At 64.5% G+C, this 25,226-nt stretch carries 24 protein-coding genes; 15 read left to right on the top strand and 9 right to left on the bottom strand.

All coding sequences use genetic code 11. From position 1 onward, the window contains the following. The first annotated feature begins 14 nt into the window (after window positions 1-14). From KUW62_RS02475 to KUW62_RS02510, 9 genes are all read left to right on the top strand, one after another. On the top strand, window positions 15-2,183 hold the full coding sequence (locus KUW62_RS02475; RefSeq protein WP_224813934.1) for an RNA degradosome polyphosphate kinase: 2,169 nt from the start codon (window positions 15-17) through the stop codon (window positions 2,181-2,183). Then, window positions 2,176-2,811 (top strand): hypothetical protein, encoded by a 636-nt coding sequence (locus KUW62_RS02480; protein WP_224813935.1) that lies wholly within the window; start codon window positions 2,176-2,178, stop codon window positions 2,809-2,811. The genes KUW62_RS02475 and KUW62_RS02480 overlap by 8 nt, the downstream gene beginning before the upstream one ends. Before the next feature lie 71 nt (window positions 2,812-2,882). After that, the gene (locus tag KUW62_RS02485) at window positions 2,883-4,439 is read left to right on the top strand and encodes a Ppx/GppA family phosphatase (RefSeq protein ID WP_224813936.1); all 1,557 of its coding nucleotides are present in this window, start codon (window positions 2,883-2,885) and stop codon (window positions 4,437-4,439) included. 378 nt (window positions 4,440-4,817) lie between these two features. Next, window positions 4,818-4,952 (top strand): hypothetical protein, encoded by a 135-nt coding sequence (locus KUW62_RS19015; protein ID WP_255598316.1) that lies wholly within the window; start codon window positions 4,818-4,820, stop codon window positions 4,950-4,952. A 36-nt stretch (window positions 4,953-4,988) separates the two neighbouring features. Continuing rightward, on the top strand, window positions 4,989-5,183 hold the full coding sequence (locus KUW62_RS02490) for a hypothetical protein (RefSeq protein WP_224813937.1): 195 nt from the start codon (window positions 4,989-4,991) through the stop codon (window positions 5,181-5,183). Between the two features lie 68 nt (window positions 5,184-5,251). Beyond that, window positions 5,252-6,610, top strand: coding sequence for a proline--tRNA ligase (gene proS / locus KUW62_RS02495; protein ID WP_224813938.1), 1,359 nt, complete (start codon window positions 5,252-5,254; stop codon window positions 6,608-6,610). Window positions 6,611-6,695: 85 nt separating this feature from the next. Then, entirely contained in the window at window positions 6,696-7,130 is a 435-nt protein-coding gene (locus KUW62_RS02500; protein ID WP_224813939.1) for a BrnA antitoxin family protein, read from the top strand. Between the two features lie 62 nt (window positions 7,131-7,192). Next, window positions 7,193-7,360, top strand: coding sequence for a hypothetical protein (locus KUW62_RS02505; RefSeq protein WP_224813940.1), 168 nt, complete (start codon window positions 7,193-7,195; stop codon window positions 7,358-7,360). An 85-nt stretch (window positions 7,361-7,445) separates the two neighbouring features. Then, entirely contained in the window at window positions 7,446-8,357 is a 912-nt protein-coding gene (locus tag KUW62_RS02510) for an SPFH domain-containing protein (RefSeq protein WP_224813941.1), read from the top strand. Window positions 8,358-8,384: 27 nt separating this feature from the next. On the opposite strand, the gene KUW62_RS02515 is transcribed toward KUW62_RS02510, so the two are convergent. Then, complete coding sequence (locus KUW62_RS02515) at window positions 8,385-9,608, bottom strand: serine protease (protein ID WP_224813942.1); 1,224 nt, start codon at window positions 9,606-9,608, stop codon at window positions 8,385-8,387. Between the two features lie 314 nt (window positions 9,609-9,922). On the opposite strand from KUW62_RS02515, the gene KUW62_RS02520 reads away from it, so the two are divergent. The 3 genes from KUW62_RS02520 to KUW62_RS02530 all read left to right on the top strand — a co-directional run bounded on the left by KUW62_RS02520 (window position 9,923) and on the right by KUW62_RS02530 (window position 11,265). After that, on the top strand, window positions 9,923-10,345 hold the full coding sequence (locus tag KUW62_RS02520; RefSeq protein ID WP_224813943.1) for a putative toxin-antitoxin system toxin component, PIN family: 423 nt from the start codon (window positions 9,923-9,925) through the stop codon (window positions 10,343-10,345). After that, window positions 10,342-10,554: a toxin-antitoxin system HicB family antitoxin gene (locus tag KUW62_RS02525; protein WP_224813944.1), complete on the top strand. Its 213-nt coding sequence runs from the start codon at window positions 10,342-10,344 to the stop codon at window positions 10,552-10,554. The genes KUW62_RS02520 and KUW62_RS02525 overlap by 4 nt, the downstream gene beginning before the upstream one ends. A gap of 117 nt (window positions 10,555-10,671) precedes the next feature. Beyond that, the gene (locus KUW62_RS02530; RefSeq protein ID WP_224813945.1) at window positions 10,672-11,265 is read left to right on the top strand and encodes a hypothetical protein; all 594 of its coding nucleotides are present in this window, start codon (window positions 10,672-10,674) and stop codon (window positions 11,263-11,265) included. Between the two features lie 55 nt (window positions 11,266-11,320). Here KUW62_RS02530 and carB read toward each other — a convergent pair whose 3' ends face one another. Next, window positions 11,321-14,653, bottom strand: a complete 3,333-nt coding sequence (gene carB / locus KUW62_RS02535) for a carbamoyl-phosphate synthase large subunit (protein WP_224813946.1) — start codon at window positions 14,651-14,653, stop codon at window positions 11,321-11,323. Between the two features lie 161 nt (window positions 14,654-14,814). Next, entirely contained in the window at window positions 14,815-15,426 is a 612-nt protein-coding gene (locus tag KUW62_RS02540; RefSeq protein WP_255598320.1) for an outer membrane protein, read from the bottom strand. Between the two features lie 278 nt (window positions 15,427-15,704). Here KUW62_RS02540 and KUW62_RS02545 point away from each other — a divergent pair, with 278 nt between their 5' ends. After that, the gene (locus KUW62_RS02545; RefSeq protein WP_224813948.1) at window positions 15,705-16,388 is read left to right on the top strand and encodes an HAD-IA family hydrolase; all 684 of its coding nucleotides are present in this window, start codon (window positions 15,705-15,707) and stop codon (window positions 16,386-16,388) included. A 9-nt stretch (window positions 16,389-16,397) separates the two neighbouring features. Here KUW62_RS02545 and KUW62_RS02550 read toward each other — a convergent pair whose 3' ends face one another. From KUW62_RS02550 to serS, 6 genes are all read right to left on the bottom strand, one after another. After that, complete coding sequence (locus tag KUW62_RS02550) at window positions 16,398-17,624, bottom strand: cyclopropane-fatty-acyl-phospholipid synthase family protein (protein WP_224813949.1); 1,227 nt, start codon at window positions 17,622-17,624, stop codon at window positions 16,398-16,400. 122 nt (window positions 17,625-17,746) lie between these two features. Next, on the bottom strand, window positions 17,747-18,883 hold the full coding sequence (locus tag KUW62_RS02555) for a peptidoglycan DD-metalloendopeptidase family protein (RefSeq protein WP_224813950.1): 1,137 nt from the start codon (window positions 18,881-18,883) through the stop codon (window positions 17,747-17,749). Between the two features lie 156 nt (window positions 18,884-19,039). After that, window positions 19,040-19,693, bottom strand: a complete 654-nt coding sequence (locus KUW62_RS02560; RefSeq protein WP_224813951.1) for a protein-L-isoaspartate(D-aspartate) O-methyltransferase — start codon at window positions 19,691-19,693, stop codon at window positions 19,040-19,042. After that, the gene (gene surE, locus KUW62_RS02565; protein WP_224813952.1) at window positions 19,690-20,478 is read right to left on the bottom strand and encodes a 5'/3'-nucleotidase SurE; all 789 of its coding nucleotides are present in this window, start codon (window positions 20,476-20,478) and stop codon (window positions 19,690-19,692) included. The genes KUW62_RS02560 and surE overlap by 4 nt, the downstream gene beginning before the upstream one ends. A gap of 67 nt (window positions 20,479-20,545) precedes the next feature. After that, the gene (locus KUW62_RS02570) at window positions 20,546-21,289 is read right to left on the bottom strand and encodes a tryptophan-rich sensory protein (RefSeq protein WP_224813953.1); all 744 of its coding nucleotides are present in this window, start codon (window positions 21,287-21,289) and stop codon (window positions 20,546-20,548) included. A gap of 89 nt (window positions 21,290-21,378) precedes the next feature. Next, window positions 21,379-22,671, bottom strand: a complete 1,293-nt coding sequence (gene serS, locus KUW62_RS02575) for a serine--tRNA ligase (RefSeq protein ID WP_224813954.1) — start codon at window positions 22,669-22,671, stop codon at window positions 21,379-21,381. 471 nt (window positions 22,672-23,142) lie between these two features. Between serS and yajC the strand changes: the two genes are divergently transcribed. Together yajC and secD are read left to right on the top strand one after the other, a co-directional pair. Further along, on the top strand, window positions 23,143-23,424 hold the full coding sequence (yajC, locus tag KUW62_RS02580; RefSeq protein WP_224813955.1) for a preprotein translocase subunit YajC: 282 nt from the start codon (window positions 23,143-23,145) through the stop codon (window positions 23,422-23,424). A 132-nt stretch (window positions 23,425-23,556) separates the two neighbouring features. Continuing rightward, window positions 23,557-25,224 (top strand): protein translocase subunit SecD, encoded by a 1,668-nt coding sequence (gene secD, locus KUW62_RS02585; RefSeq protein WP_224813956.1) that lies wholly within the window; start codon window positions 23,557-23,559, stop codon window positions 25,222-25,224. The last annotated feature ends 2 nt before the right edge of the window (window positions 25,225-25,226 follow it).

A 25,226-nucleotide genomic window follows, 5' to 3' on the forward strand; every position in this document is an offset into this window, starting at 1 on the left:
GTAATCCGAGCGCCATGAGCTTTGCCGATTTCCTCCATTCCGACCCGCCCGCACCCGTGGACCTGCCGGAGGCCGTGGGCCCGCAACGCTTCTTCAACCGCGAACTCAGCTGGCTCGCCTTCAACTGGCGTGTGCTGGAGGAGGCGGAGAATCCCAAGGTGCCATTGCTGGAGCGGGTGCGCTTCATCTCCATTTCCGCCGGCAACCTCGATGAATTCTATACCGTCCGCGTGGCCGGCCTGCGCGAACTGGCGCAGGAGGGTAACCAGACCCCTGCCGCCGATGGCCGGACCGCCGCCGAGCAACTCAAGCTGATCAACGCCGATGCGCGCAACCTGATGTTGCATCAGCAGGCGGTGTGGAACGCGCTGCGCTCCGAGATCGAGGCGGAGGGGATCAAGGTCGTCAGCCGCGATGATCTGGACGACGCCGATTGCGACCACTTGGCCGATGTCTTTCTGAGGCAGGTCTTTCCGGTCCTGTCGCCCCTGGCGATCGACCCGGCCCATCCGTTTCCGTTCATCCCCAACGAAGGCATTGCGCTGGCCCTTCAGATGAAGCGCGAGCGCGACGGCCGTGTCCTTCAGGCCCTGTTGCCGATCCCGGGGCAGATCGACCGCTTCGTGTCCCTGCCGAGCGCGGAGGGCATACACCGCTTTCTGCCCCTGGAGGAGCTGTTGCTGCTCAATATCGGGGCGCTCTTTCCCGGTTACAAATCGACCGGATCGTGCATGTTCCGCGTCTTGCGTGACAGCGATCTGGAGGTGGAGGAAGAGGCCGAGGATCTGGTCCGCGAATTCGAGACCGCCCTGAAACGCCGTCGCCGGGGGGAGGTCGTGCGCCTGCAAGTCAGCGATGGTGCGCCCGAGGATCTGGCCGCCGAGATCATCGAGGAACTCAACGTCTCGGGCGATGAGGTCGTGCAGGTCGACGGCATGATCGGTCTTGTCGGCCTCAAGGAACTGGTGCTCGACAGCCGCCGCGACCTGCTATGGCGATCCTTCACGCCCCGCGTGCCGGAGCGCGTGCAGGACCATGACGGCGACATGTTCGCGGCCATCCAGTCCAAGGATATGCTGCTGCACCACCCCTATGAGACGTTCGACATGGTGATCCGGTTCCTCGCACAGGCGGCGCGGGATCCGGACGTGGTAGCGATCAAGCAAACGCTCTACCGTACATCGAACGAAAGCCCGATCGTGGAGGCCCTGTGCGAAGCGGCGGAGAACGGGAAATCGGTAACGGCGCTGGTGGAACTGAAAGCGCGTTTCGACGAGGCCGCCAATATCCGCCAGTCGCGCAAGCTGGAACGCTCGGGCGCGCATGTCGTCTACGGCTTCATCAATTATAAAACCCACGCCAAGATCAGCACCGTGGTCCGGCGCGAAGGCGACAGGCTTGTCACCTACACCCATTACGGCACCGGCAATTACCACCCGATCACCGCGCGCATCTATACCGACCTGAGCCTGTTCACCTGCGACGCCGCCCTGGGGCGCGATGCGACCAAGGTGTTCAATTACATCGGCGGATATGCGGAACCTTCCACCCTTGAAAACCTCGCCATTTCCCCGCTCACCCTGAAATCCAACCTGATCGAGTTGATCCGGGCAGAGGCGGACTATGCCACCGCGGGCAAACCGGCGGCGATCTGGGCAAAAATGAATTCCCTGATCGAACCCGACGTCATCGACGCGCTCTACGAGGCGAGCGCGGCGGGCGTGCAGATCAACCTGGTGATCCGGGGCATCTGCGGGCTGCGTCCCGGCATCAAGGGGTTGAGCGACAATATCCGCGTGAAATCCATCGTCGGGCGGTTCTTGGAACATTCGCGGATCGTGTGTTTCGGCAACGGACGCGGGCTGCCCTCCAAGAAGGCGCGGGTGTTCATCAGTTCCGCCGACTGGATGGGCCGCAACCTCAATCGCCGGGTCGAGACGTTGGTGGAATGCACCAACGCGACGGTCAAGGCGCAGATCACCGGGCAGATCATGGCCGCGAACCTGGCGGACGTGGCGCAAAGCTGGGTGTTGCAAGCCGATGGCACCTACCGCCGCCCCGATCTGTCGGCGCTGGAAAACCCGTTCAATTGCCACCGCTTCTTCATGGAAAACCCCTCCCTCTCCGGGCGCGGCTCGGCGGGGGCCAAGGATGTGCCGGAGCTGACCCACAGCCATGATTAGGCACGCTGCCTTGATGGCCGCTTTCCTGTCGGCCCCGGGCGTGGTCCTTGCCCAGGCGTCGGTGGCGTGTGGTCCCGAGCATTGCTACGTGCCGGTCACGCGCCTCACCCATCAGGAGACCCGGCCCTTCGTGTTCGGGCGGTCCATCCTTACCGACGAATTCGGCGTCTGGGACAATTACCGCCGCGCACTCCGACGGTTCCCCGATGCGCGGAACTGCCTTGTCCGGGGCCAGAGGAACCGGCAGGATGTGGTCGACCTTTTGGCGGTGGATTGGCCACGCCTGCGGGGGCGGCCCTATGGCGAAGTCTGCTATTTCCGGATCTTCACGACCCTTGATGACATGGACCTGATCGACGCGTGGACATGGGCATCGCCCCCGTATCCGCGGCATTTTTCGAGGGGGCCGGTCGCGCCCCCGGTCCCGGAGATGCGCGATGATTTGCCCGAGCGGGCGTTTCGACTGACCGCGGAGTGGGACGCTGACGGCTATTCCGAGCGGTTTCCCTCCCTGCTCAACACGCTGACGGGCTTTCAAACCGTAACGGGCTACGGCTATCAGGTTTTCTTCGCCGAGGATGGCAGCGTCATTTCCGTCGACGTCACCGGCTCCAGTTTCCTCAACTGACCTACAGCCATGATTGACCGGGCCTTGGCCAGCGTGCCACAACTCCGCCAACGGGCGTCTGGGGGGCACCAATGAACGCGGAACAACAGGCCGAGTTTGGCCCCTTCGGCATGCCTCTGTTCGACGGCCCCGAGGCGCGGCGCCTGCAACGGGTCGGCGTGATCGACATCGGGTCGAATTCCGTCCGGTTCGTGGTCTTCGATGGTGCGGCGCGCTCACCTGCCTATTATTTCAACGAAAAGATCCTGTGCGGCCTGGGGGCGGGTTTTGCCGAAACCGGACGCCTGAACCCCGAGGGGCGCGTGCGCGCGCTGACGGCCCTGCGCCGGTTCGCAGCCCTAACCAAGACGATGAACGTCACCCCGCTTCTGACTGTCGCCACAGCCGCCGTGCGCGATGCGGAGGATGGGCCGGAATTTCGCGCGCAGGTCCTGGCCGAGACGGGGCTGACGATCCGCATCCTCTCCGGCGAGGAGGAGGCGCGCCTGTCCGCGCAGGGCGTGTTGCTTGGCTGGCCGGGGGCGGAGGGGCTGATCTGCGATATCGGCGGCTCGTCGATGGAGCTGGCGGAACTCAACGGCGACGGAGTCGTGGGGCAGCGGCGCACCTCCGACCTCGGTCCGTTGAAGCTGATGGAAATCAAGGGCGGAAAGAAGGCCATCCGCGCCCATATCGACGAGAAAATCGCAGAGCTTTGCGCGGATTTTCCGACGCGCCCCAAGCGGTTGTTCCTGGTCGGCGGGTCGTGGCGCGCCATCGCGCGGATCGACATGATCCGGCAGGATTATCCCCTCAAGGTGCTGCACGAATACCGGATGCAGCCCAAGGCGATCATGGCCACGATCAAGCATATCGGCGCGTCCGACACGGAAGAATTGCGCGCGGGTACCGGCACGTCGGCTGAACGGATGCGGCTGGTGCCCTGGGCCGCGCAGGTGCTCAAATCCCTCGTGCGCGATGTGAAGCCCGAGGAAGTGGCGATATCCAGCTACGGCATTCGCGAGGGGCTGCTCTACGACCAGATGTCCGCCACTTTGCGCCAACGCGATCCGTTGATCGAAGCGGCCCGCCATGCGGAGGCATCGTCGGCGCGGACACCGGGATATGGCCGGTCGCTCTACCGGTTCGTGGAGCCGCTGTTCGCCCGCGCCAAGCCCGACCGCAAGCGCCTGATCCGCGCGGCCTGTCTGCTCCATGATGTCAGCTGGCGCGCCCATCCCGATTACCGGGCGGAGGTCTGTTTCGACAATGCCACGCGCGCCAATCTGGGCGGGCTGACCCACGGCGAACGGGTCTATCTGGGGCTGGCGCTTTTGCACCGCTACAAGTCCAACCGCGACGGCACCGGGTTCAACGCGGACCTGCTGAGCCTTCTGCCCGAGGCGCAGGTGCAGGAGGCGGAGATCCTCGGCCGGGCCATGCGCTTCGGGGCCATGTTCGCGGTCGAACATCCGGTGGAGCACGGGCAACTGACCTACAGGCCCAAGCGCAAGGAGCTGATCCTGAAGCTGACCTCCGAAGAGGGGCGCAACCTTTTCGGGGAGGTCGTGGAGGCGCGTTTCAAGGGCCTGGCGGGGGCCATGGACTGTACCCCGATCGTGCAGGGGCTGCCGTTAACCAAAGGGTAGGGATTCCCGCAATAGTGTCACTCGGAGCGATGGCCTAGCTTGAGGTCATCGAAGGTAACCTTCGGAGGAGACACCGCATGACCGCCCTGAATTACATCGCCTGTTCCGCCATTCTGCTGATCGTCGTGATGTTTTCGGTCATGCTTGCTGCCCCCGTCTCCGCCGGAGTGATCTGACGTGTTCTGTCCCTGAGGGTGCGGCGGGTTTTGTCCCTTTCCCGCTGCACCTGTCCCCTTGTTCCCCCTCCCTTGCGGCCCCCATCAGCGGGGCCGTTTTTTATTTCACGGCAAGGCTTTGGCCGCGGAGGTAGGGAATGCCTCCATTTCACGATTGGGTCAGCGGACGTAATGTCGAACCATGGAGAGAAGGAGCTGCCCAATGTCTATCATGAACATCCTGTCGGCCACGCTGATTGTCCTGATCATCGCAACGGGCCTGACCCTGTTTTTCGGAATGCGCGCGGCGGCCTCCGCCGAGACGTTCGTGCCGGTCGCGTACGACGATCGCGGATAATGTGATCCCCCCGATTTCAAGAGCTTGTCCGCAAAGATGACCCGTCCCGCCCCCGGAACCCTGCACCTGATCGCCACGCTTGCCTTGCTGGCGTCGCTGGTGGGTGTGGGTGTTGTGCAGGCCGGTGTGCTGGAAACGCCCGCGGGCGGCTTCGGCGTGATCGACCGACCCGGACCCGCGCCGCGCCCCGATGGCTTCGGCACGATGGCCGGTGGCGACCCGAACGTCTGAGCCGCTTGTGAGCCATTTTTCTTTGGCGTAGACGTGTCGGAACCAGTATTTCCAAGGGTTCCGCCGCCATGCGCCTCAGCCGCTACTTCCTCCCCGTTCTCAAGGAAACCCCCGCCGAGGCGCAGATCGTCAGCCATCGGCTGATGCTGCGCGCGGGCATGATCAAGCAATCGAGCGCGGGCATCTATTCCTGGCTGCCGATGGGCTTCAAGGTGCTCAAGAAAATTGAACGGATCGTGCATGAGGAACAGATCCGCGCGGGCCATGTTCCGATGCTGATGCCCACCATCCAACCCGCTGATTTGTGGAAAGAATCCGGGCGTTACGACGCCTATGGGGCGGAGCTTTTGCGGATCAGGGATCGGCAGGATCGGGATATGCTGTACGGGCCGACGAACGAGGAGATGATCACCGACATCTTCCGCAGTCACGTAGCCAGCTACAAGGATCTGCCGCTGACGCTTTATCACATCCAGTGGAAGTTCCGGGACGAGATGCGGCCGCGCTTCGGCGTCATGCGCGGGCGCGAGTTCCTGATGAAGGATGGGTACAATTTCGACCTGACCAAGGAGGACGCGCTGCACGCCTATAACCGCCATCTGGTCAGCTACCTGCGCACCTATGAACGGATGGGCCTCCAGGCGATCCCGATGCGGGCGGATTCCGGGCCTATCGGGGGGGACGACACCCACGAATTCCTGGTGCTGGCGGAAACCGGCGAGTCGGAGGTCTTCTACGATGCCGAGATCACCGATCTGAGCTTTGGCGACCGGGAGGTGGATTACGATTCCGTCGACGAATGCCGCGCGGTTCTGGAGGAATTCACCAGCCGTTACGCGCGCACCGACGAGACCCATGACGCGGACGAGTTCGCCAAGATTCCCGAGGCACGTCAACGGGTTGCGCGCGGGATCGAGGTGGGGCAGATCTTCTATTTCGGCACCAAGTATTCCGACGCGATGGGTGCCAGCGTGCAAGATGCCGATGGCAATAAGGTGCCGGTCCACATGGGCTCTCACGGGATCGGGGTAAGCCGGTTGGTGGGCGCGATTATCGAGGCGTCGCACGATGAGAACGGCATCATCTGGCCCGAAGGTGTGACGCCGTTCCATTGCGGGATCGTTAACCTCAAACAGGGGGATGCGGAGGCCGATGCGGCCTGTGAAAACCTGTATGCGGCGCTGGAAGCGGAAGGGCTGGAGCCGCTTTACGATGACCGGAACGAGCGCGCGGGGGGCAAGTTCGCGACCATGGATCTGATCGGGCTGCCCTGGCGGATCACGGTCGGTCCGAGGGGCCTCAAGAACGGTGTCGTGGAGCTGACGAGCCGCCGGACGGGCGAAAGCGAGGAGATGTCGCCCGAGGCTGCCGTGGCCCGCGTGGCGGAGATCTACGCGGCCCACAAACCGGTCAATCCGGGCGTATAGGAGCGGTATAGGCTTGGTATAGGTCCGGTATAGACGCGCGTCCTACACACAATTTTAGGAAAATCGCGGTAATTTGCCCCCTTTCATGGATCGAGGGGTCGGGCACGTGCACACGAAATTCACCGATAAGTCGCCGAACAAGACGGAGCGGTTTCACCACTACTACATGGTCGATGCGATGCGCCGGTTCGAATACGACATGCACAATGCCATCGCGATGAACGGGCGGGTGCCGATCGGGTGGCACGATCTGGCGACACGGCGCGAAAGTCCGAAGAAGAAGATCTGCATGGCCGTCGATCAGGACGTGCTGAAGTGGTTCAAGTCGATGGGTCCCAGATACCAGCCACGCATGAATGCGGTGCTGCGGGCGTTCATGCACGCCAAGCTGCTTGGTCTGCTGCAAGGGGACGAGACGCTCGACATGTTCCGCGACCCGATGCACGGGGGTGCGACCCCGCACCAATGGGGAGATACGCAACGCCTGATCGACGGCGCGAATGAGGGGAATGCCGATTGAAGGCTCTGGACGCGGCGGGGCCCGTGCCCTTAAGCTGAAGCCATTGAAAAGGAGACGTTTCCATGAAGAAACTGATTTTGATCGCCGGCCTGCTGTCCCTGTCCGCCTGTGTCTACGCCCCCGTGGTTCCCGCAGGCGGTGGCGGATATGGCGGCCCGGCGGAGATCGACACCTACGACCTTCCGGCCCATTGCTATTACGACCGTTACCAGCAGGTTATCTGCCGCTGATCCACCGCCGCCCATCGAACCGGCAAAACGCGACCCCCGTTGACGGCTCCATCGCGGAGCCGGGGCGGGGAAGCGAAGTGGCGCGATGACGCGGTGGGTCTTTATCGCGATCGCCCTTGGCGCGGCCCTTGTCCTTTGGGCGGTTTGGCTATGGCAAGGGGCCGTCACCGTGCAACCGCATCAACGGGCCGTCGTCGCGCGCGGAGACGGGATCGAGGTGCTGGAGCCGGGTCTGCACCTCGTCACCGGGTTCGGGCGGACGGTCACGATCTATGACGTCCAGGTGGACCGCGCGCACCGGGTCACGCCACCGCTGATGATCGGGGGCTGTCCGGTGACGTTGGAGATGGTTTTCACCGTGGACGACGTGGCGACCTTCCACCGCGCGGGCGGCGATTTTGATGCCATCGCCACGGTCAACGCGGCCGTGCTGGAGCGGGCGGAGGCGATTGGCTTCACCTTGCAAGACCCGCTGCGCCCGGGCCTGTCGGTCCTGCACGAGGAGGTTCAGGCGATTATGCCCACGGGCCTGTCCCTCGTCCGGTTGAATGGGGATGTGGGGGGTTGTGCGCAGGCGGGGGAGGCAGCGGTGCCGACCCCGGCCCCGCAGGTGGCACGCGCGCCCATGGATCTTGTCCAGGGGGATGCGGCCCTTGGCGGGTTTTCGGCTGCGCTTGACCCGTTGCAACTTCTGACGGCGGACGGGGCGCGGCTTGAGCTGAGTGGCGCTTTGGCGACGTTCGACCTGGTCGATGCGGCGCTGGCGGAGGCCTGTTTCGGGACCGACGCGACCGACCGCGCCGCGGACATCGCGGGCAACATCGTACGGGCCGGATTGCGAGAGGCCGCGGGCGGCGCGGACCGCGTGGACGTGCCGCGTGCTCTGGCGGAGGCAACCTTTTCGCAGGGCGCCCGGATGGAGGCCGATTGCGGGCTGCGGATCGGGCCGGTCGATTTCAGCGCGGCGCGGCTGGACTGGCTCCGGGCCGCCGAGTAGGGCCGCCTGGATCGCCGGTTGATGCGCCTACTTGAGGGGCGTCACCGGGCCGGACGACGGTCCGCCGGTGCCGAGGGTCGCCAGTTCACGCACCACGTAATCCACGTACATCGCGACGTTGCGGTCGTATTCCTGGTCCGGCATCGGATCGGTGCGGGATTCCACGCCGATGATCCGGAACCGCTCCCCATCCTGGATGAAAAGCGGGGAGCCGCTGTCGCCCTGCAACGTGTCGCATTGGTGGACGAGGACGTTCTGGGGCGCGACCTCGATGAACGGACACGAGAGGTTGCCGGTCAGCACGCCCTGCTGGTCATAGCTGTAGCCCGCTTGCAGGATGTCGGGGCCGGTGCCCGATTGCAGCGCGGAGAGTTCTTGCGCGGTGAGGGGGCCGACATCCATCCAGCCCAGTTGATCGCCGAGCGGCTCGGTCAGGTAGACGAAGGCGTAATCCGTGCCTTCCTGTTCCCCGTTCAGGTAGCCCTGGGCCACGTGGTAGCCCGAGATGCCGGAGCGCGCGACATGGGCGCCGTTCTGGAAGCCCGCGAGAAATTCGACGGGCGGCGTCACGATCTGCCCGTTCTCGGCCAGGCAATGGGCGGAGGTGAGCACGGTCGACGGCCCGATGAGCGTGGCGGTGCAGGATGCCTCGCTGAGGTCGAGGAAGCCGATCATGTTCCACGGCGCGGTGGCCGCGTCGATCACCACGCGGTCATCCTCTCCGAAAAAGGCGCGGGTGAAATCGGGGGTGATCGTCTCATATTCGGTGATCGAAAGCTCCGCCACGGGGGGCTGGCCCGAAAGCGGCGCATAGGTCCCGACCCAGATGTTATAGGCCCCGCCCTGGGGCGTGTCGAAGCGGATGGCGGGGTTCAGGCCCTCGTAATCGTCGTTGCAATGGACCTCCCCGTCGGGGGAGGCAACGAGCAGAACCGTATCGGCGCCGGAATGGACGTAGAAGCTGAGCGGAAAGCCCAGGTCGCCATCGGTGAAGTTGAGGCGGAAATCGGGGGCGTCGGCGAAATGACCCTGGCAGCGGTTGCCGGTGCGCTGGTCGGTATGGGTCTGGACGGTCGGTCCGCCGGCCTCGACCTGCACGGTATGGGGGTCGGGCTGGAAGTTGGTGACGAGCGAGACCTCCCCATAGGTGGGCGCGCCGAAGCCACCGGCGGGGCCGTCGCCCGGTTTGTGGCCATCTGCAAGGGCGGGCGAGGCGAGGGCGAGGGCGGTCAGGGCAAGGATCGGGCGCATGGGGGGCCTGTGGGTTGTGGCTGATGCGCATAAGGTAAGGACGGAGGGGCGGTCGGGGCAAGGTAAGGAAATGCGGGGAATGTTTGGGGTTTGGTGACGGGGAAGTGATTTGGGGTGAGGGGGTGGGGAGGGGTTTGTCCTGGGGAAACAGGTGGTTCGGGTGGGTTTGATTGGGGTGGTTCTGCGGTCGGTCGGATGTGTCGACGATGCGCACTGCGTGCAGGAGATCGACCCGGACACGGTGGAGGTGACGGCGTTGGTGTGCGGCTGAAACACTCTTGATGCGTATATAGCGTTACGCTATATGTGGCGTCATGAAGCTGGTGCTCGATACGAATGTTCTGGTGTCGGGCCTGCGCTCGCGCAGCGGAGCGAGCAACCCGCTTTTGATTGCCGGATTTCGTGGGCAGTTTGATTGGGTGTGTTCAGTTCCACTGTTTTACGAATACGAGGACGTGCTGAGCCGGGCGGAGTTGTTGCTTGATGCGGGGATCAGTCGCGATGAGGCAGGCAAGTTCCTCGATGCGGTGGCCAGGGTGGTTGTTCCGATGGAAGTGAACTTCCGCTGGAGGCCGCAATTGCGTGATTCGGGCGATGAGATGGTATTGGAAGCCGCAGTCGCTGGCGGTGTCGAGGCAATCGTGACCCACAATGCGCGGGATTTCGGCTTGGTGCCGGAGAAGTTCGGCGTGTTGGTATGGTCACCCGGCGAGGCCATGAGAAGGATGTCGATATGAAAGCGCGTGTGTCGTTGAACCTGCCGCAATCGTTGAAGAAGGCAGCGGAGGAATTTGCAGAGAAAGATGGGGTTTCGCTGAACCAGTTCATCGCGCTGGCCTTGGCGGAGAAGGTTGGCACGGTGAGTGCGGCGGAGTTCTTCGCGGAACGCGGAAAGGCAGGTGATGTGGATTGGGCGGTGGCGTTTTTGGAGGGGCGGGGGGAGTGAGGTGGTGTTTCCGCTTTGCAACTCTTGAGCGGCCAGTTGCTATTCTGCTTGGTACGCCCTAATTCCAGAAAGAAAAATACAACCTATTCACTCACGAGAATTGCCCGGAGTATTGGAATGCAAGCAAGAATTGGGACGTTGCTTTTTGCGGTGTTTGCACTGTGTTTTGCGACGCAGGTTCAGGCTCAGTTTCTCGACGAGAATAGTCCAGAGTGCATTCAAGCCTCTACAGCTACTGGCAGTGAAACCGACGAAATTGATTTACTGCTTCAAACCAGCCGGATTGGTACGGGAAATGTACATTGGGGAACTTGGGGCAATCGAATTGACTTCTGCCTAGCCGCCAACTTCCTCGATCCTCGGATGGACGGCTCTGCCATCCTGAGCGAATGGTTCGGCGGATCGGTTATCCCTACGATCCAAGCCTCCGGAATATTTGCCTCCATAGGGCCGGTTCAACAGGCTGCTGCAACCGTTGAACAGCGTTTGCAAAGAAGATGCGGAGACAATCGGGCGTGCCGAGCACAGCGTGCGCGTCAGATTGCGTCAGATTTGTTTCGGGATGGACCAATCAGAGCCATGCGTTTCTGGAATGATGACGCGAGCGTTGTACTCATTTTCATAAATGGAGAGCTGACCGGTGGATTTCAGCAACGGCTTAGGAACGAAGAAGTGACCGCGATTAGCGAAGTGCAATTTGCCGGATTGTAGCCACACAATTGCGTAGCGCTCATCGGCAAATTGCGTGCTATGGACTTCGCCGCGATTACCCCTGCAGCGCCCGCACCACCGTCTCACCCTCTCGTGCACTCACCATCGCCTGCGCCGCCGCATGGCTGCCTGCCAGCGTCGTGTAATACGGGATCTTGTCCATGAGCGTCACGCTGCGCATGGAGCGGGAGTCCTCGACGGCCTGTGCGCCTTCGGTCGTGTTCATCACCAGCTGGACGCCGCCGTCTTTCATGATGTCGACGATGGTGCGGCCGCCTTCGTAGTGTTTGTTCACGACCTCTGACGGAATGTCGTGCTCGGCGAGGAAGGCCGCTGTGCCGCGGGTGGCGAGGATCGAGAAGCCGAGGGATTTCAGCATCTTGGCCGTGTCCACGAGGTCCGATGTCTTGTCGGCTTCCTTGATCGACAGGAAGGCGGTGCCTTCGGTGGGCAGGGTCGTGCCCGCGCCCAGTTGGGCTTTCAGGAAGGCGCGGGGGAAGGTGCGGTCCCAGCCCATGACTTCGCCGGTGGAGCGCATTTCGGGGCCGAGCAGGGTATCGACGCCGGGGAAGCGGGCGAAGGGGAGGACGGCCTCTTTGACCGAGTACCACGGCGTGCGGAAATCGGCGAGCGACATGGGATCGCCGATCTTGATGGGGGTGTCCTCGTCCACCGGCACGTGCGGTGTGGCGGCGGGGAAGTCGGAGAGTTTTTCGCCGGCCATGAGGCGGGCGGCGATGCTCGCGATGGCTGAATCGGTGGCCTTGGCGACGAAGGGGACGGTGCGGGAGGCGCGGGGATTAACCTCGATCAGGTAGATTTCGCCGTCTTTCACTGCGAATTGCACGTTCATCAGGCCGACGACGTTGAGGGCTTTGGCCAAAGCCTCGGTCTGGCGGATGATTTCATCCTGGATGTCGGTGGAGAGCGTATGGGGGGGCAGGGAGCAGGCGCTGTCACCGGAATGAACGCCAGCCTCTTCGATATGCTGCATGATGCCCGCGACGTGGACGGCTTCGCCATCGCAGAGGGCGTCGACATCAACCTCCACCGCGCCGTCGAGATAGGAGTCGAGCAGGACGGGGCTGTCGCCGGACACGACCACGGCGTCGCGGATGTAGCGATCGAGCTGCGCGGTGTCGCGGACGATTTCCATCGCGCGGCCCCCGAGGACGTAGGAGGGGCGGATGACGAGGGGGTAGCCGAGCTTTTCGGCGGCCTCCTTGGCCTGCTCATCGGTGGTGGCGATGGCGTTTTCGGGCTGTTTGAGGTTGAGGCGCTGAACCAGCTGCTGGAACCGTTCGCGGTCTTCGGCCAGGTCGATGGCGTCGGGCGTGGTGCCGAGGATGTGGATGCCGGCCTCTTCCAGCGCGTTGGCGAGTTTGAGCGGCGTTTGGCCGCCGAACTGCACGATGACGCCGTGGAGCGTGCCGTTGTCCTGCTCCACGCGCAGGATTTCGAGGACGTGCTCCAGCGTGAGCGGCTCAAAATAGAGGCGGTCGGAGGTGTCGTAGTCGGTGGAGACGGTCTCGGGGTTGCAGTTGACCATTATGGTCTCGTAGCCCGCATCGGAAAGCGCAAAACAGGCGTGGCAGCAGCAATAATCAAACTCGATGCCCTGCCCGATGCGGTTGGGGCCGCCGCCGAGGATGACAACCTTTTTGCGGTCGGAGGGGCGCGCTTCGCACTCGGCCTCCCCCATCGCGGGGGCCTCGTAGGTGGAATACATGTAGGGGGTCTGCGCTTCGAACTCGGCGGCGCAGGTGTCGATGCGCTTGAACTGGGCGATGACGCCGGCCCCGACGCGGGCATTGCGGATCTCGGCCTCCGGGATGCCGGTGAGTTTGGCGAGGCGGGCATCGGTGAAGCCCATCATTTTCACACGGCGGAAGTCTTCGGGCGTGGCGAGAAGGCCCGCGTCACGGATGCGGGTTTCTTCGTCGATGATTTCGCGGATGCGGGCGAGGAACCAGGGATCGAAGGCGGTGACGTGATTGATCTCGTCATCCGACAGCCCCTCCCGCATGGCCTGCGCAATCACACGGAGGCGGTCGGGGGTTTGTTTTGAGAGCGCCTTGGTGATGGCGGCGGGATCTTCGGGGTGGCCGGGGATGTCGATCTCATCGAAGCCGGTCAGGCCAGTCTCCATGGAGGCCAGCGCCTTTTGCATGGATTCGTGGAAGGAGCGGCCGATGGCCATGGCCTCCCCCACGGATTTCATGGCCGTGGTGAGGTTGGGCTCGGAGCCAGGGAATTTCTCGAAGGCGAAGCGGGGGATCTTGGTGACGACATAGTCGATGGTCGGCTCGAAGCTGGCGGGCGTGACCTTGGTGATGTCGTTGTCCAGCTCGTCGAGCGTGTAGCCGACGGCCAGCTTCGCGGCGATCTTGGCGATGGGGAAGCCGGTGGCCTTGGAGGCCAGCGCGGAGGAGCGGGAGACGCGCGGGTTCATCTCGATCACGACCATGCGGCCATCTTCCGGGTTCACGGCCCATTGCACGTTGGAGCCGCCGGTCTCGACGCCGATTTCGCGCAGGACGTTGATCGAATGCGTGCGCATGATCTGGTATTCCTTGTCGGTCAGCGTCAGGGCCGGGGCGACGGTGATGGAGTCGCCCGTATGCACGCCCATCGGATCGACGTTCTCGATGGAGCAGACGATGATGGCGTTGTCGGCTTTGTCGCGCACGACCTCCATCTCGTATTCCTTCCAACCCAGAAGGCTTTCGTCGACGAGGATCTGACCGACGGGGGAGGCGTCCATGCCCGAGCGGCAGATGGCGACGTAATCGTCGCGGTTATAGGCCACGCCGCCGCCGGTGCCGCCAAGGGTATAGGCGGGGCGGATGATGGCGGGCAGGCCCACATGTTCGAGAGTTTCAAGGGCGATGGAGACGCCCGCGTCGAGGTCCTTCTTGCCTGCCGCATTCAGGGGGGCGGTCACGATCTCGGCCTTGGGGTTTTCGATGCCGAGGCGGTCCATGGCTTCCCGGAACAGTTTGCGGTCTTCGGCCATCTCGATGGCGGGGCGCTTGGCGCCGATCATCTCCACCCCGAACTTGTCCAGGACGCCCATTTCTTCGAGCGCGAGGGAGGTGTTCAGGCCGGTCTGGCCGCCCATGGTGGGCAGGAGCGCATCGGGGCGTTCTTTCTCGATGATCTTGGCGACGACCTCGGGCGTGATTGGCTCGATATAGGTGGCGTCGGCCAGTTCCGGGTCCGTCATGATCGTGGCGGGGTTCGAGTTGACCAGAATGACCCGGTAACCTTCTTCGCGGAGCGCCTTGCAGGCTTGGGCACCGGAATAGTCGAATTCGCAGGCCTGCCCGATGACGATGGGGCCCGCGCCGATGATCATGATCGAGTTGATATCGGTTCTTTTCGGCATGGTGTCCCCCGACGATATGGCCCAGTTTCCCGCTGACTTGGCTGGCCTGCGGGCAAACTGTCCGCGTTATAGTCAGGGGGCGCGTGGGCGCAAGGGCGGGGCGCAAAGAAAAGGCCGCCCCCGGGTGGGTGCGGCCTTGTGGGTCCGGATCGCGCCTCTGGTCAGAAGCGGAAGGCGTAGCCGAGGCGAACCTCGGAATAGCTGTTCTGATCCGAGGTGACGGGTACAACGGCGAAATTGCCGGGATAGGATTCATCGTCAAACTGGGTGTGGCGCAATTCGAGCCGCAGCTGGTGACGGTTGCCGACCAGATAGTCGAGCCCCAGTGCAACGTTGGTGCCCACAAGATTTCGCGTGCGCGATGAGACCGTTAAGGAGCCGCCGCTCACCAGTTCCGCATCGGCCGATGTCAGGCCAACCGCGAGATAGGGCAGGGCGTTGCCAACGGCGTAACCGTAGCGAAGGCGCAGGGCAGCGGCGTTCGAATAGGTTTCGGTCAGGGTCTGGATCGGATTGCCAATCACGCCTCCCGTCGCCCCGAACTCAGAAAGGGCAACGTCCAGCTCCACCCCGACAACGTCGCGGTCGGACAATTGCCAATTGTAGCCCGCGAAGATCGACGCGACGCCCGTGTCATCATCACCGGACCACCTTGTGGTTGGCGCAGAAGTGGCAAACCCTTCCGAGAGTGTATTGACGGATGAGAAGGACAGACCGGCATAACCGCCGGACCAGTCCTGCGCGGATGCCGGTGCGGTAAAGGCAAGGGACAATACGGCAGCGGCCCCAAAAGCAATTCTGGAAAATGACATCACAATAAGCCCAGTTGTGTATAGTTTACCGGTTTAAATTGACGTCGCGGCACGTCACAATGGCGTCCGGGGGATAGAGAGATATTTGGTTCGCCCCCTGTGGCCATGAGGATACAGGCGTTTCGGGCGGTCCCGGCCCCTGAGATCGTTTCATCGGCAAGCGAAAAAGCTTGGAACCGGCGATGCGCGCCCCACGTTGCGTCATCAACCGCGCCACCCCCTCCCGAAAGGACCAGCCGATGAACCCCCAACCCAAAGCCATCCTGTTCGGTGCCATCGGCACCCTGTGCGAGACATCCGAATTGCAGCGGCAGAGTTTCAACGCCGCGTTCCGCGATGCGGGGCTGGATTGGGAATGGGGGCGGGAGGCCTACCGCGAGATGTTGCGCCAACCCGGCGGCAAGGACCGGATCGCCGCCTATGCCGAGGAGAAGGGCGTGGAGGTCGATGCCGAGCGGCTGCACCGCGCTAAGGTCGCCCATTTCCGCGCCCGCGTGGGCCAAGAGGGATTGGCGCTGCGCGCGGGCGTGGCGGAGGTGATCGAACGGGCCAAGGCGGCCGAGATCGCGCTGGGCTTTGCGACCACCACGGGCAGTGACACGGTCGACCTGATCTTCGAGGGGCTGGAGGGCAAGCTGACCCGCAGCGATTTCGCGTTCATCGGGGATCGGGATATCGTCACCGACAGCAAACCATCGCCCGAAATCTATCGTCTTGCCCTGTCGCAGCTGGGGTTGAGCCCGGGCGAGGCGATCGCCATCGAAGACACGCCCGAAAGCGCGCAATCCGCCGTGGATGCCGGGATCGAATGTATCGGGTTCCCCGGTGAAGCCGCCCGAAGCCGCGCCTTCCCGGAGGGCGTGACCCATATCGTCGACCGGCTGGAGCCGGTCTTCTGCGGATTGGGGCGGCATGCGGCCTGACGGCGCGCACTATTCCGCAGCCTCGCGGTGCCGTGCGGGTCGGTCCTGCATGTAATCGCGGGTCAGCGGCACGGCCTCCTGCCGGCGGGCCATCTGGAACTGGAACACGCATTGGCGGTTGTGGCGGAACGTGGTTTCCGCCGCTTTCAGGTAGTACCGCCACATGCGGCAGAACCGGGCATCGTAAAGCGCCTCCGCCTCTGCCTGGCGCGCGGTGAAGCGGTCGTGCCAGTGGCGCAGAGTTTCGGCGTAGTGCAGGCGCCAGACCTCGATATCGGTGGGGTAGAGATCCTCCTTCTCCACCGCGGCTGACATTTCCGACAGCGACGGGCAATAGCCGCCGGGGAAGATGTATTTCTGGATCCAGGGCGACGTGTGGCCGGGCGGGTAGGCGCGCCCGATCGTGTGGATCAGCGCCACGCCATCGTCGGTCAGCCGGTCGCGCACATTGCGGAAATATTCGCGGTAATGGGGCACGCCCACATGCTCGAACATGCCGATGGATACGACGCGGTCGAACTGGCCCGTCACGTCCCGGTAATCCATCAGCTGGAAGCGCACCCGGTCGGACAGACCGGCGCGCACGGCCCGGTCGGTGGCGATGCGGTGCTGTTCCTCCGACAAGGTCACGCCAAGCACATGGACGTCGTAATCCTGCGCGAGCGTCAGGGCCATACCGCCCCAGCCGCAGCCGATCTCCAGCACCTCCATGTCCGGCTCCAACAGGAGCTTCTTGGCGATGTGGTGCTTCTTGGCCGCCTGCGCCTGGTCGAGCGTCATGGAGGGGTCGCGGAAATAGGCGCAGGAATATTGCCGGTCCTCGTCCAGGAAGAGGTCATAGAGATCGGAGGACAGGTCGTAATGGTGGGCCACGTTCTGCCGCGCCTTGTGGGCGGGGTTCCATTGGTCGAAGACCCGGCGCGCGGTGTGGATGCGGGCCGAGATCGCCCGCCACCAGACATTGTCGGAGCGCGCCGCATTGGCGGTGGCAAGGGACAGGAACCCCTCCAAATCATCCTGCGCGATGGTCAGGGTGCCGTCCATGTAGCCCTCGCCCACCGCCAGATCGGTGTTCAGGACAAGGCGGCGCGGCAGGGACGGGTCGTTCAGCGTCAGCTCAACGGGCGCGCGCGCGGCATCGCCATAGACCTTGCGGGTGCCGTCGGGAAAGGTGAGGGCCAGCGCGCCCCGCTGGACGAAATCCCGCAGCATTCGGTCAAGAATCCGGTCCCACATGGGCGGCCTCCTTCACGGGTCGACTTGATCAAACCATCAAGGATTATGCCGCAATCCCCGCGGCAAGGCAAAAGCGTGGGCCGTATCGGGCGTTTCTATCGGCAGAAAAAGGCCAAGGCGGCCTAGGGCAGGTAGTCGTTCGGATCGACCGCTTCGAACCCGCGCCGCACCTCGAAATGCAGGAACGAGGGGTCGCCACCGCCCACCTGGGCCACGGTCTGGCCCCGGCTGACCCGGTCGCCGCGCGACACGGCGATGTTCTGGATATTGGCGTAGACCGTCAGAAGCCCGTCGGCATGGCGCACGACCAGGATCGGGACCTGGTCGGTGTCCTGGGTGATCGCGGCGACGGTGCCATCGGCGGCGGCGCGCACGGGCGTTCCGGTGGAGGCGGAGATGTCGATCCCCTCGTTCCCGCCGGAGCCGTAGCCGCGCAGCACGGAGCCGTCGACGGGCCGGATCAGGCGGGCGGAGGATTGCTGGGGAGCGGCGGCGGGCGCGGGCGCCGCGGCGGGGGTGGAGCCGGTCGCGGTGCCTTCCAGGGGCGGAAGGGCTGCCGTTTCAATCCCGTCGGGCAGCGGATTGGCGGCCGATGGCGGCAGGGGTGCCACGCTGTCGCCGGGCGCGGTGGCGGTGGGGGCCTGGGCGGTTTCGATCACGATGGGGATCAGCAGGTACTGGCCTTCACGCACGGCCAGATCGGGGCCAAGCCCGTTCCATTCCGCCAAGCTGCGCACGGACACGCCGTAAAGGCGCGCCACGGAATAAGCGGTTTCCCCGCGCGAAATGCGATGGCGCACCGGTTCCACGCCGCCCGGCGTCTGGGGCGCGGTGCCGGTTGTGCCGCCGCGCGTCTCGGCCGCGTCGATGGCACCTTGCGCGATGGAGGCGATGTCGGTGCCGCCGCCCGGGGCGCCGCCATCCACGCGACGGGGCAGGGCCAACACCTCGCCCGCGCGCAATTCGTCACCGGCAGCGCGCCCGTTAAAGGTGGCAAGCTCTTCGGCCGTCAGGCCGATGCGGGCGGCGACATCGCCCACCGTATCGCCCCGGCGGGCCACAGCCACCTGGTAACTGTCATAGGAAATCAGGCCCCGGCTGTCGGGATCGGGGCGGTCGGCGATCACGGGTTCGCCGCGCGGCGCATTGGGGCGGAAATCGAAATCCCAATCGGCGGGCGCGCCCACGCAAGCAGCAAGGGCCAGGGGCGCCAGAAGCGACAGGCCGCGGGCGATAAAACTCGGAGCGTGGAGGGGCATTGCGCTCGAACCTTCCTCAAGTCTGGGGCGTATCGCCCGCTTTTTTTCGCAGTTTACACCGGAAACGGGAATTTCGGAAGGGGGCGCGGACCGTTGCATGTGTGCGGGCGGCGGATTGCCACCGGGACGCCGCACGTGGTGTCGATGCGCGCCCGATCAATCGCGGGCGATGCCCTCCATCAATGGCACGAAGCGCACCGGCATGATCTCTTCGTAATCGAAGCCGGCGTCGTTGCGCGTGACCTTGATGAGCGATTGCACAGTGTCGGATTGGCCCACGGGCACGACCATCACGCCGCCGACCTTGAGCTGCTGCATCAGCGGGCCTGGCGGATCCTCTGCGGCGGCGGTCACGAGAATACGGTCGAAGGGCCCCTGATCGGGCAGCCCGAAGGAGCCGTCGCGGGTCAGCACGGTGACATTGACAAGGCCGAGCCGGGTGAACACGACCTCCGCCTCCCGCGTGAGGTTGCGATGGCGGTCGATGGTGTAGACGCGGCGGGCGAGCTGGCTGAGGATCGCGGCTTGGTAGCCGGAGCCTGTCCCGATCTCCAGCACCGTGTCGCGGGGCTGCACGTCGAGCGCCTGGGTCATCAGCCCCACAACGGAGGGCTGGCTGATCGTCTGCCCCGAGGAAATCGGAAGCGGCATATCCTCGTAGGCGCGGGTGGCGAAATGGCCGCGCACGAAAGCGCCCCGGTCGGTTTTTTCCATGGCGGTCAACACGCGGCTGTCCATCACGCCCTTCTGGCGAAGCTGGAACAGGAATTGCATCTTCTGTTCCGGTGTGATGCCCGCCGGGTCGGTCATTCCACTGCGGCTTTCAGCGCGGCAAGCTCCTCATGGGCGGTCAGGTCGGCATGCATCGGCGTGACGGAGATGTAGCCGTCGAGGTTGACGGTCGCGTCCGTATCAGCCCCCGAGGACACGTTTTGCGGCGCGCCCGTGACCCAAAGGAACTTACGCCCGTTGGGCGCGATATCCGCGCGCAGACCGAAGCCCGTATTGTTTTCCCGGAAGCCCTGGGCCACGGCGCGCGTCCCCTTCACCCCGGCGGCGGGGACGGGGGGGAAGTTGACGTTGTAGAAGGTCTTGTAAGGGTGGCGCGCGAAGGCACCCGGTGCGGCAAGGATCTTGCGCACGACATCGGCCCCGTGGGCGGCGGCGGCCTCGAACGGATCATCGAGGGAGATGTTGCCCGGCCCGTAATATTGCGACAGCGCGATGGCTTTGTACCCTTGCAGGGCGCCTTCGATGGCGGCCCCGATGGTTCCGGAATAGAGCGTGTTCTCCGCGGAATTGTTGCCCTTGTTCACGCCCGACAAGATCAGGTCCGGCGGGTTGTCCTTGAGCACATCATGCAGGCCCGCAAGGACGCAATCGGCGGGCGAGCCCTCCGCGGCGAAGCGGCGCGGCCCGAATTCGGAGATCATCGTGGGATGGGTGTAGGAGATGCAATGGGCGACGCCCGATTGCTCGAACGCGGGCGCGACGATCCAGACATTCTCATCCCCCGCAAGATCGGCTGCGATGGCATGCAGAACCCGCAGGCCGGGGGCGTTGATGCCGTCGTCATTGGTGATGAGGATACGCATGGGCGCGGTGTAGCGCGGGGGCGTGGGGGCGGCAAGCGGTGGTGTGGGGCGGCTGGCGCGCGCCCGCTCAGAGCTTGCGCGCCAGGGCCAGCGAGACGAGGGCCGCCAGAAGCACCGCGCCGGTCGCCGCACCCCATGCAAAGCCGGAGGGCCAGTTGGCGAAGGCGATACCGATCGCGGCCCACGCCGCGGCGGCGGGGTAGGTCGGTGTCCAGTGCCGCAACGTGATCGCCGCGGCGGTCAGCACCGCGAGGGGCAGGGCGATCCAGCTGGCAAGCTCCGCCGATGCGAGACCGTAACCGGCGGCCAAATTCGTCAGCGACACGAAGGACGCCGCCGTCAGCCAGCCCGCGTAGAGGCCGAGCGGCCAGCGCGCCCACCCCCGCTCCACCACCGGGGCCTTGGCCATCGCAACCAGCGCGGTGACAAGCATCACGAGGATCAGGATCGTGGCCCAGACGGGGGAGGCGTTGGCAACGGGTATCCAGGCCGCCCCTACAGCAAGCGACGCGAATGCCCAGGGCCGGTGCGGCGCCCACCGCGCGTCGTCCGCACGCTGGAACAGGCCGTAGCCGGTCGACGCGATCAGCCAGACATAGATCACGCCCCAAATGGAAAAGGCCCAACCGGCGGGCTGGATCGGCGGAGTATCGACGGGGACCGGGAACTGCCCCGGTTCGAACCCGGAAAACGGGTTTGCGAAGAAGGGGACGATGGCGAAGGCGACGGCCGCGACAAGGCACAAGATGGCCCAAAGGCGCGCGCGGTCGCGTTCGGCATCGGTTTGCGGAGGAACGTGCATGTAGGTCATGGCGTGTGAACGCTGCAATGCGGCGATGGGTTCCCCTGCATGGTCGGATCGAGTGGGGCGGGGGCGCAGGGTTGCGCCTCCCGGGGGCGTTACGCCCAGGTGCCGTCCGGCGCGATCCGGGTCTTGCCGCCGAGATAGGAGTGCAGCGCGTCGGGCAGGGTGACGGAGCCGTCCGCCTCCTGCCCGTTTTCCAGCACCGCGATCAGGCAGCGACCCACGGCGAGGCCGGAGCCGTTGAGCGTGTGGACGAATTCGGGCTTGCCGCCGCCTTCGGGCTTGAAGCGCGCATTCATCCGCCGCGCCTGGAAATCCCCGCAGGTGGAGACGGAGGAGATCTCCCGATAGGTGTTCTGACCGGGCAACCATGCCTCGATATCGTAGGTGCGCCGCGCGCCGAAACCCATGTCGCCGGTGCAGAGGACAACCGTCCGGTAGGGAATGTTCAGCCGATCCAGGATACCCTCGGCACATCCCAGCATACGCTGTTGTTCCGCGTCGCTTTTCTCCGGGTGGGTGACGGAGACCATCTCCACCTTTTCGAACTGGTGCTGGCGCAGCATACCCGCCGTGTCGCGGCCTGCGGAGCCGGCCTCGGACCGGAAACAGAGGGAATGGGCGGTATAGCGGCGGGGCAGGTAATCGTGGCTGATCGTATGGCCCGCGACGATGTTGGTCAGGCTGACTTCGGAGGTCGGGATGAGCCACCATCCGTTGGTCGTCTCGTAGCTGTCCTCCCCGAATTTCGGCAATTGGCCGGTGCCGTACATCGTCTCGTTCCGGACAAGAACGGGGGCGTTCACTTCGGTCAGGCCGTTCTCAAGGGTGTGGACATCGAGCATGAATTGCGACAGCGCGCGATGGAGGCGGGCGACGGCGCCAGACAGCAGAACGAAGCGGCTGCCAGAGAGTTTGGCCGCCGTCTCGAAATCCATGCCGGGTTTGACGGCGGGGATGTCGAAATGCTCAACCGGCGTGAAGTCGAAGTCACGGGGCGTGCCCCGGCGGTGGAGTTCGACATTGTCGTCTTCGTCCGCGCCCACGGGAACGTCGTCGTAGGGCAGGTTCGGAATGGCCTCCAGAATGGTCGTCAGCTCAGCGTCCCTGGCTTTCGCTTCCTCCTCCAGGCGGGCGATTTCGTCTTTCTTTTCAGAGACGAGCGCGCGGAGGCGTTCGAATTCGGCCTCGTCGCCACTGGCCTTGGCTTTGCCCACGTCCTTGGACGCAGCATTGCGGTCGGCCTGGGCGGTCTCAGCGGCGGTGATGGCGGCACGGCGCGCCTCGTCAATGGCGAGGATCGCGGCGGATTGGGCGGAGAGACCACGGCGCGAGAGGCCTTCGTCGAAGGCGGCGGGGTTGTCGCGGATCATGCGGATGTCGTGCATGGGTCTGGCCCTCCTTGGGATCGTGTGGCGCGGGTATGCCAGAGGGGGGAGGGCGGGAAAAGAGGGCGTTTGCGGGATGCGCAGGGGGTGCACTCCTGAGGCTCACGCGATTTGGGGCGGTTAGGCCGGGTTGGGGCGGGTTAACAGCGGGCTTGCCCGTCCCGCCATCGACGGGCCGTCCGATGGCCTGTCGATTTGGTTGGGCTTGGTGCGTCCTTCGTTGGTTGGGGGGGCTTGGCTGGGATAAAGTGCTCCGAACCAGCGTCGGATGACAGTCCCCGGCCCACCCGCGGCGGGGCTTCTGTGCCACGCTCCGGGACAAGTCCCGCCCCACGTCTTGCACCCCGCCGCGCCCGCGCCCATTTGACCCCCAGCACCCGTTGCACTCCGCCCACCGCACCCTTAGGGTGCCGCAACTTTTCAACAGGGCTGCCCGGCACGGGTGGCGTCACCACATAAAGGACCCCGCCCATGGAAGCCTTCGGCCAGGTTATTCCGCTGATCCTGATCCTCGTGATCATGTATTTCTTCCTGATCCGCCCCCAGCAAAAGAAGGTGAAGGAGCATCAGGCGATGGTGGAGGCGTTGCGCCGCGGCGACGAGGTGGTCACGCAAGGCGGGCTGATCGGCAAGATCTCCAAGGTCAAGGACGACACCGAGGTGGAGGTCGAGCTGGCCAAGGACATCAAGGTGCGCGTGTTGCGCCCGACGATTGCGCAGGTCCGGTCCAAGACCGAACCGGCGAATGATTGATTGACGCTTCGGGCGCCACGATCGGCGCCTGGGGCATTGCGATTGACGCGCACCTTTGGTGCGACAAACAACGCGCACCTTTGGTGCGACATCCGAACCTGACTGACTTCCCCCGCCCGAGGCGTATCCGACATGTTGCAAATCCCGCTCTGGAACCGGTTGATGATCCTCTTCCTGATCGTCCTGGGCCTCAGCTTCGCGATGCCGAATTTCTTCTACGAGCGGGTGGAGCGGCACAATGATGCCGTGGCCACGATGGAGCGCGACGGGATCGAGACCGACGAATTGCTGGCGGAGGAGGCGTTGTGGCCATCCTACCTGCCCGCGACGTTGGTGAACCTGGGCCTTGACCTGCGGGGCGGCGCGCATCTGCTGGCCGAGGTGCGCGTCGAGGACGTCTACGTGGCGCGGATGGATGCGTTGTGGCCGGAAGTGCGGGACGCATTGCGCGATGTGCGTGCGGAGGTGGGCACGATCCGCCGGATCGACGCGGCCCCCGGCAATCTGCAGGTCCGTATCAGTCAGCCCGAGGGGATGGCCCAAGCCGTCGCTGCCGTGCGCGCCCTGTCGCAGCCGGTCGTCAGCCTGACCGGGTTGGCCGAACAGACGCTGGACGTTGTGGGCAATGGCGATGTGTTGACGATTGCCCTTTCGGAGGCCGAGCAGGCGGCCACCAATGACCGGACCATGCAGCAAAGCATCGAGATCGTGCGCCGCCGCGTCGATGAGGCCGGCACGCGGGAGCCGACGATCCAGCGCCAGGGTGCGGACCGTATCCTGATCCAGGTGCCGGGCATCGGGTCGGCGCAGGAATTGAAGGACCTGATCGGCACGACCGCGCGCCTGACCTTCCACCCGGTCGTGGGCCGCGCGGGAAGCATGGACGAGGATGTGGATGCCCGCCAGATCGTGCTGCCGGACCTCAACGATCCCAACACGTTCTACATCCTGGAAGAAACGCCGGTGGTGACGGGGGACGATTTGGTGGACAGCCAGCCATCCTTCGATGGCAATTCCGGCATTCCGGTCGTCACGTTCCGGTTCAACCCCACCGGCGCGCGCGCCTTTGGGGAATACACCGCGGCCAATGTGGGCGCGCCTTTCGCCATCGTGCTGGACGAGGAAGTGATCAGCGCCCCGGTGATCCGGCAGGCGATCACCGGGGGGTCTGGGCAGATCTCGGGCGAATTCACGGTGGAATCCTCCACCGAACTGGCGATCCTGCTGCGGGCGGGCGCGTTGCCGGCGGAGATGACATTCCTGGAAGAGCGCACGATCGGGCCGGAACTGGGCGCGGATTCCATCGAGGCGGGGCAGATCGCGGCCATGGTGGCCTTCGCCGCCGTCCTGATCTTCATGGTCGCAAGCTACGGGTTGTTCGGGGTCTTCGCCTCCATCGCGCTGGTGCTCAATGTGGGGCTGATCTTTGGCGTCCTGTCGTTGATCGGGGCCACGCTGACCCTGCCCGGTATCGCGGGGATCGTGTTGACCATCGGTATGGCGGTGGATGCCAACGTGCTGGTGTTCGAGCGTATCCGGGAGGAGCTGAAGACGGCCAAAGGCCCGGCTCGCGCCATCGAATTGGGCTATGAACGGGCGCTTTCGGCCATCATCGACGCCAATATCACCACGTTCATCATCGCCACGATCCTGTTCGTGCTCGGCTCCGGCCCGGTGCGCGGCTTCTCCGTCACGCTGGGGATCGGCATCGTCACCTCGGTCTTCACGGCCATCTACGTCACGCGCCTGCTGCTCATCATCTGGTTCGAGCGCCGCCGCCCCAAAACGATCGAGGTATGAGC

Origin of the sequence: Hasllibacter sp. MH4015 (assembly GCF_020177575.1) — a bacterium.
In the GTDB taxonomy this organism is placed as follows: Bacteria; Pseudomonadota; Alphaproteobacteria; order Rhodobacterales; family Rhodobacteraceae; genus Gymnodinialimonas.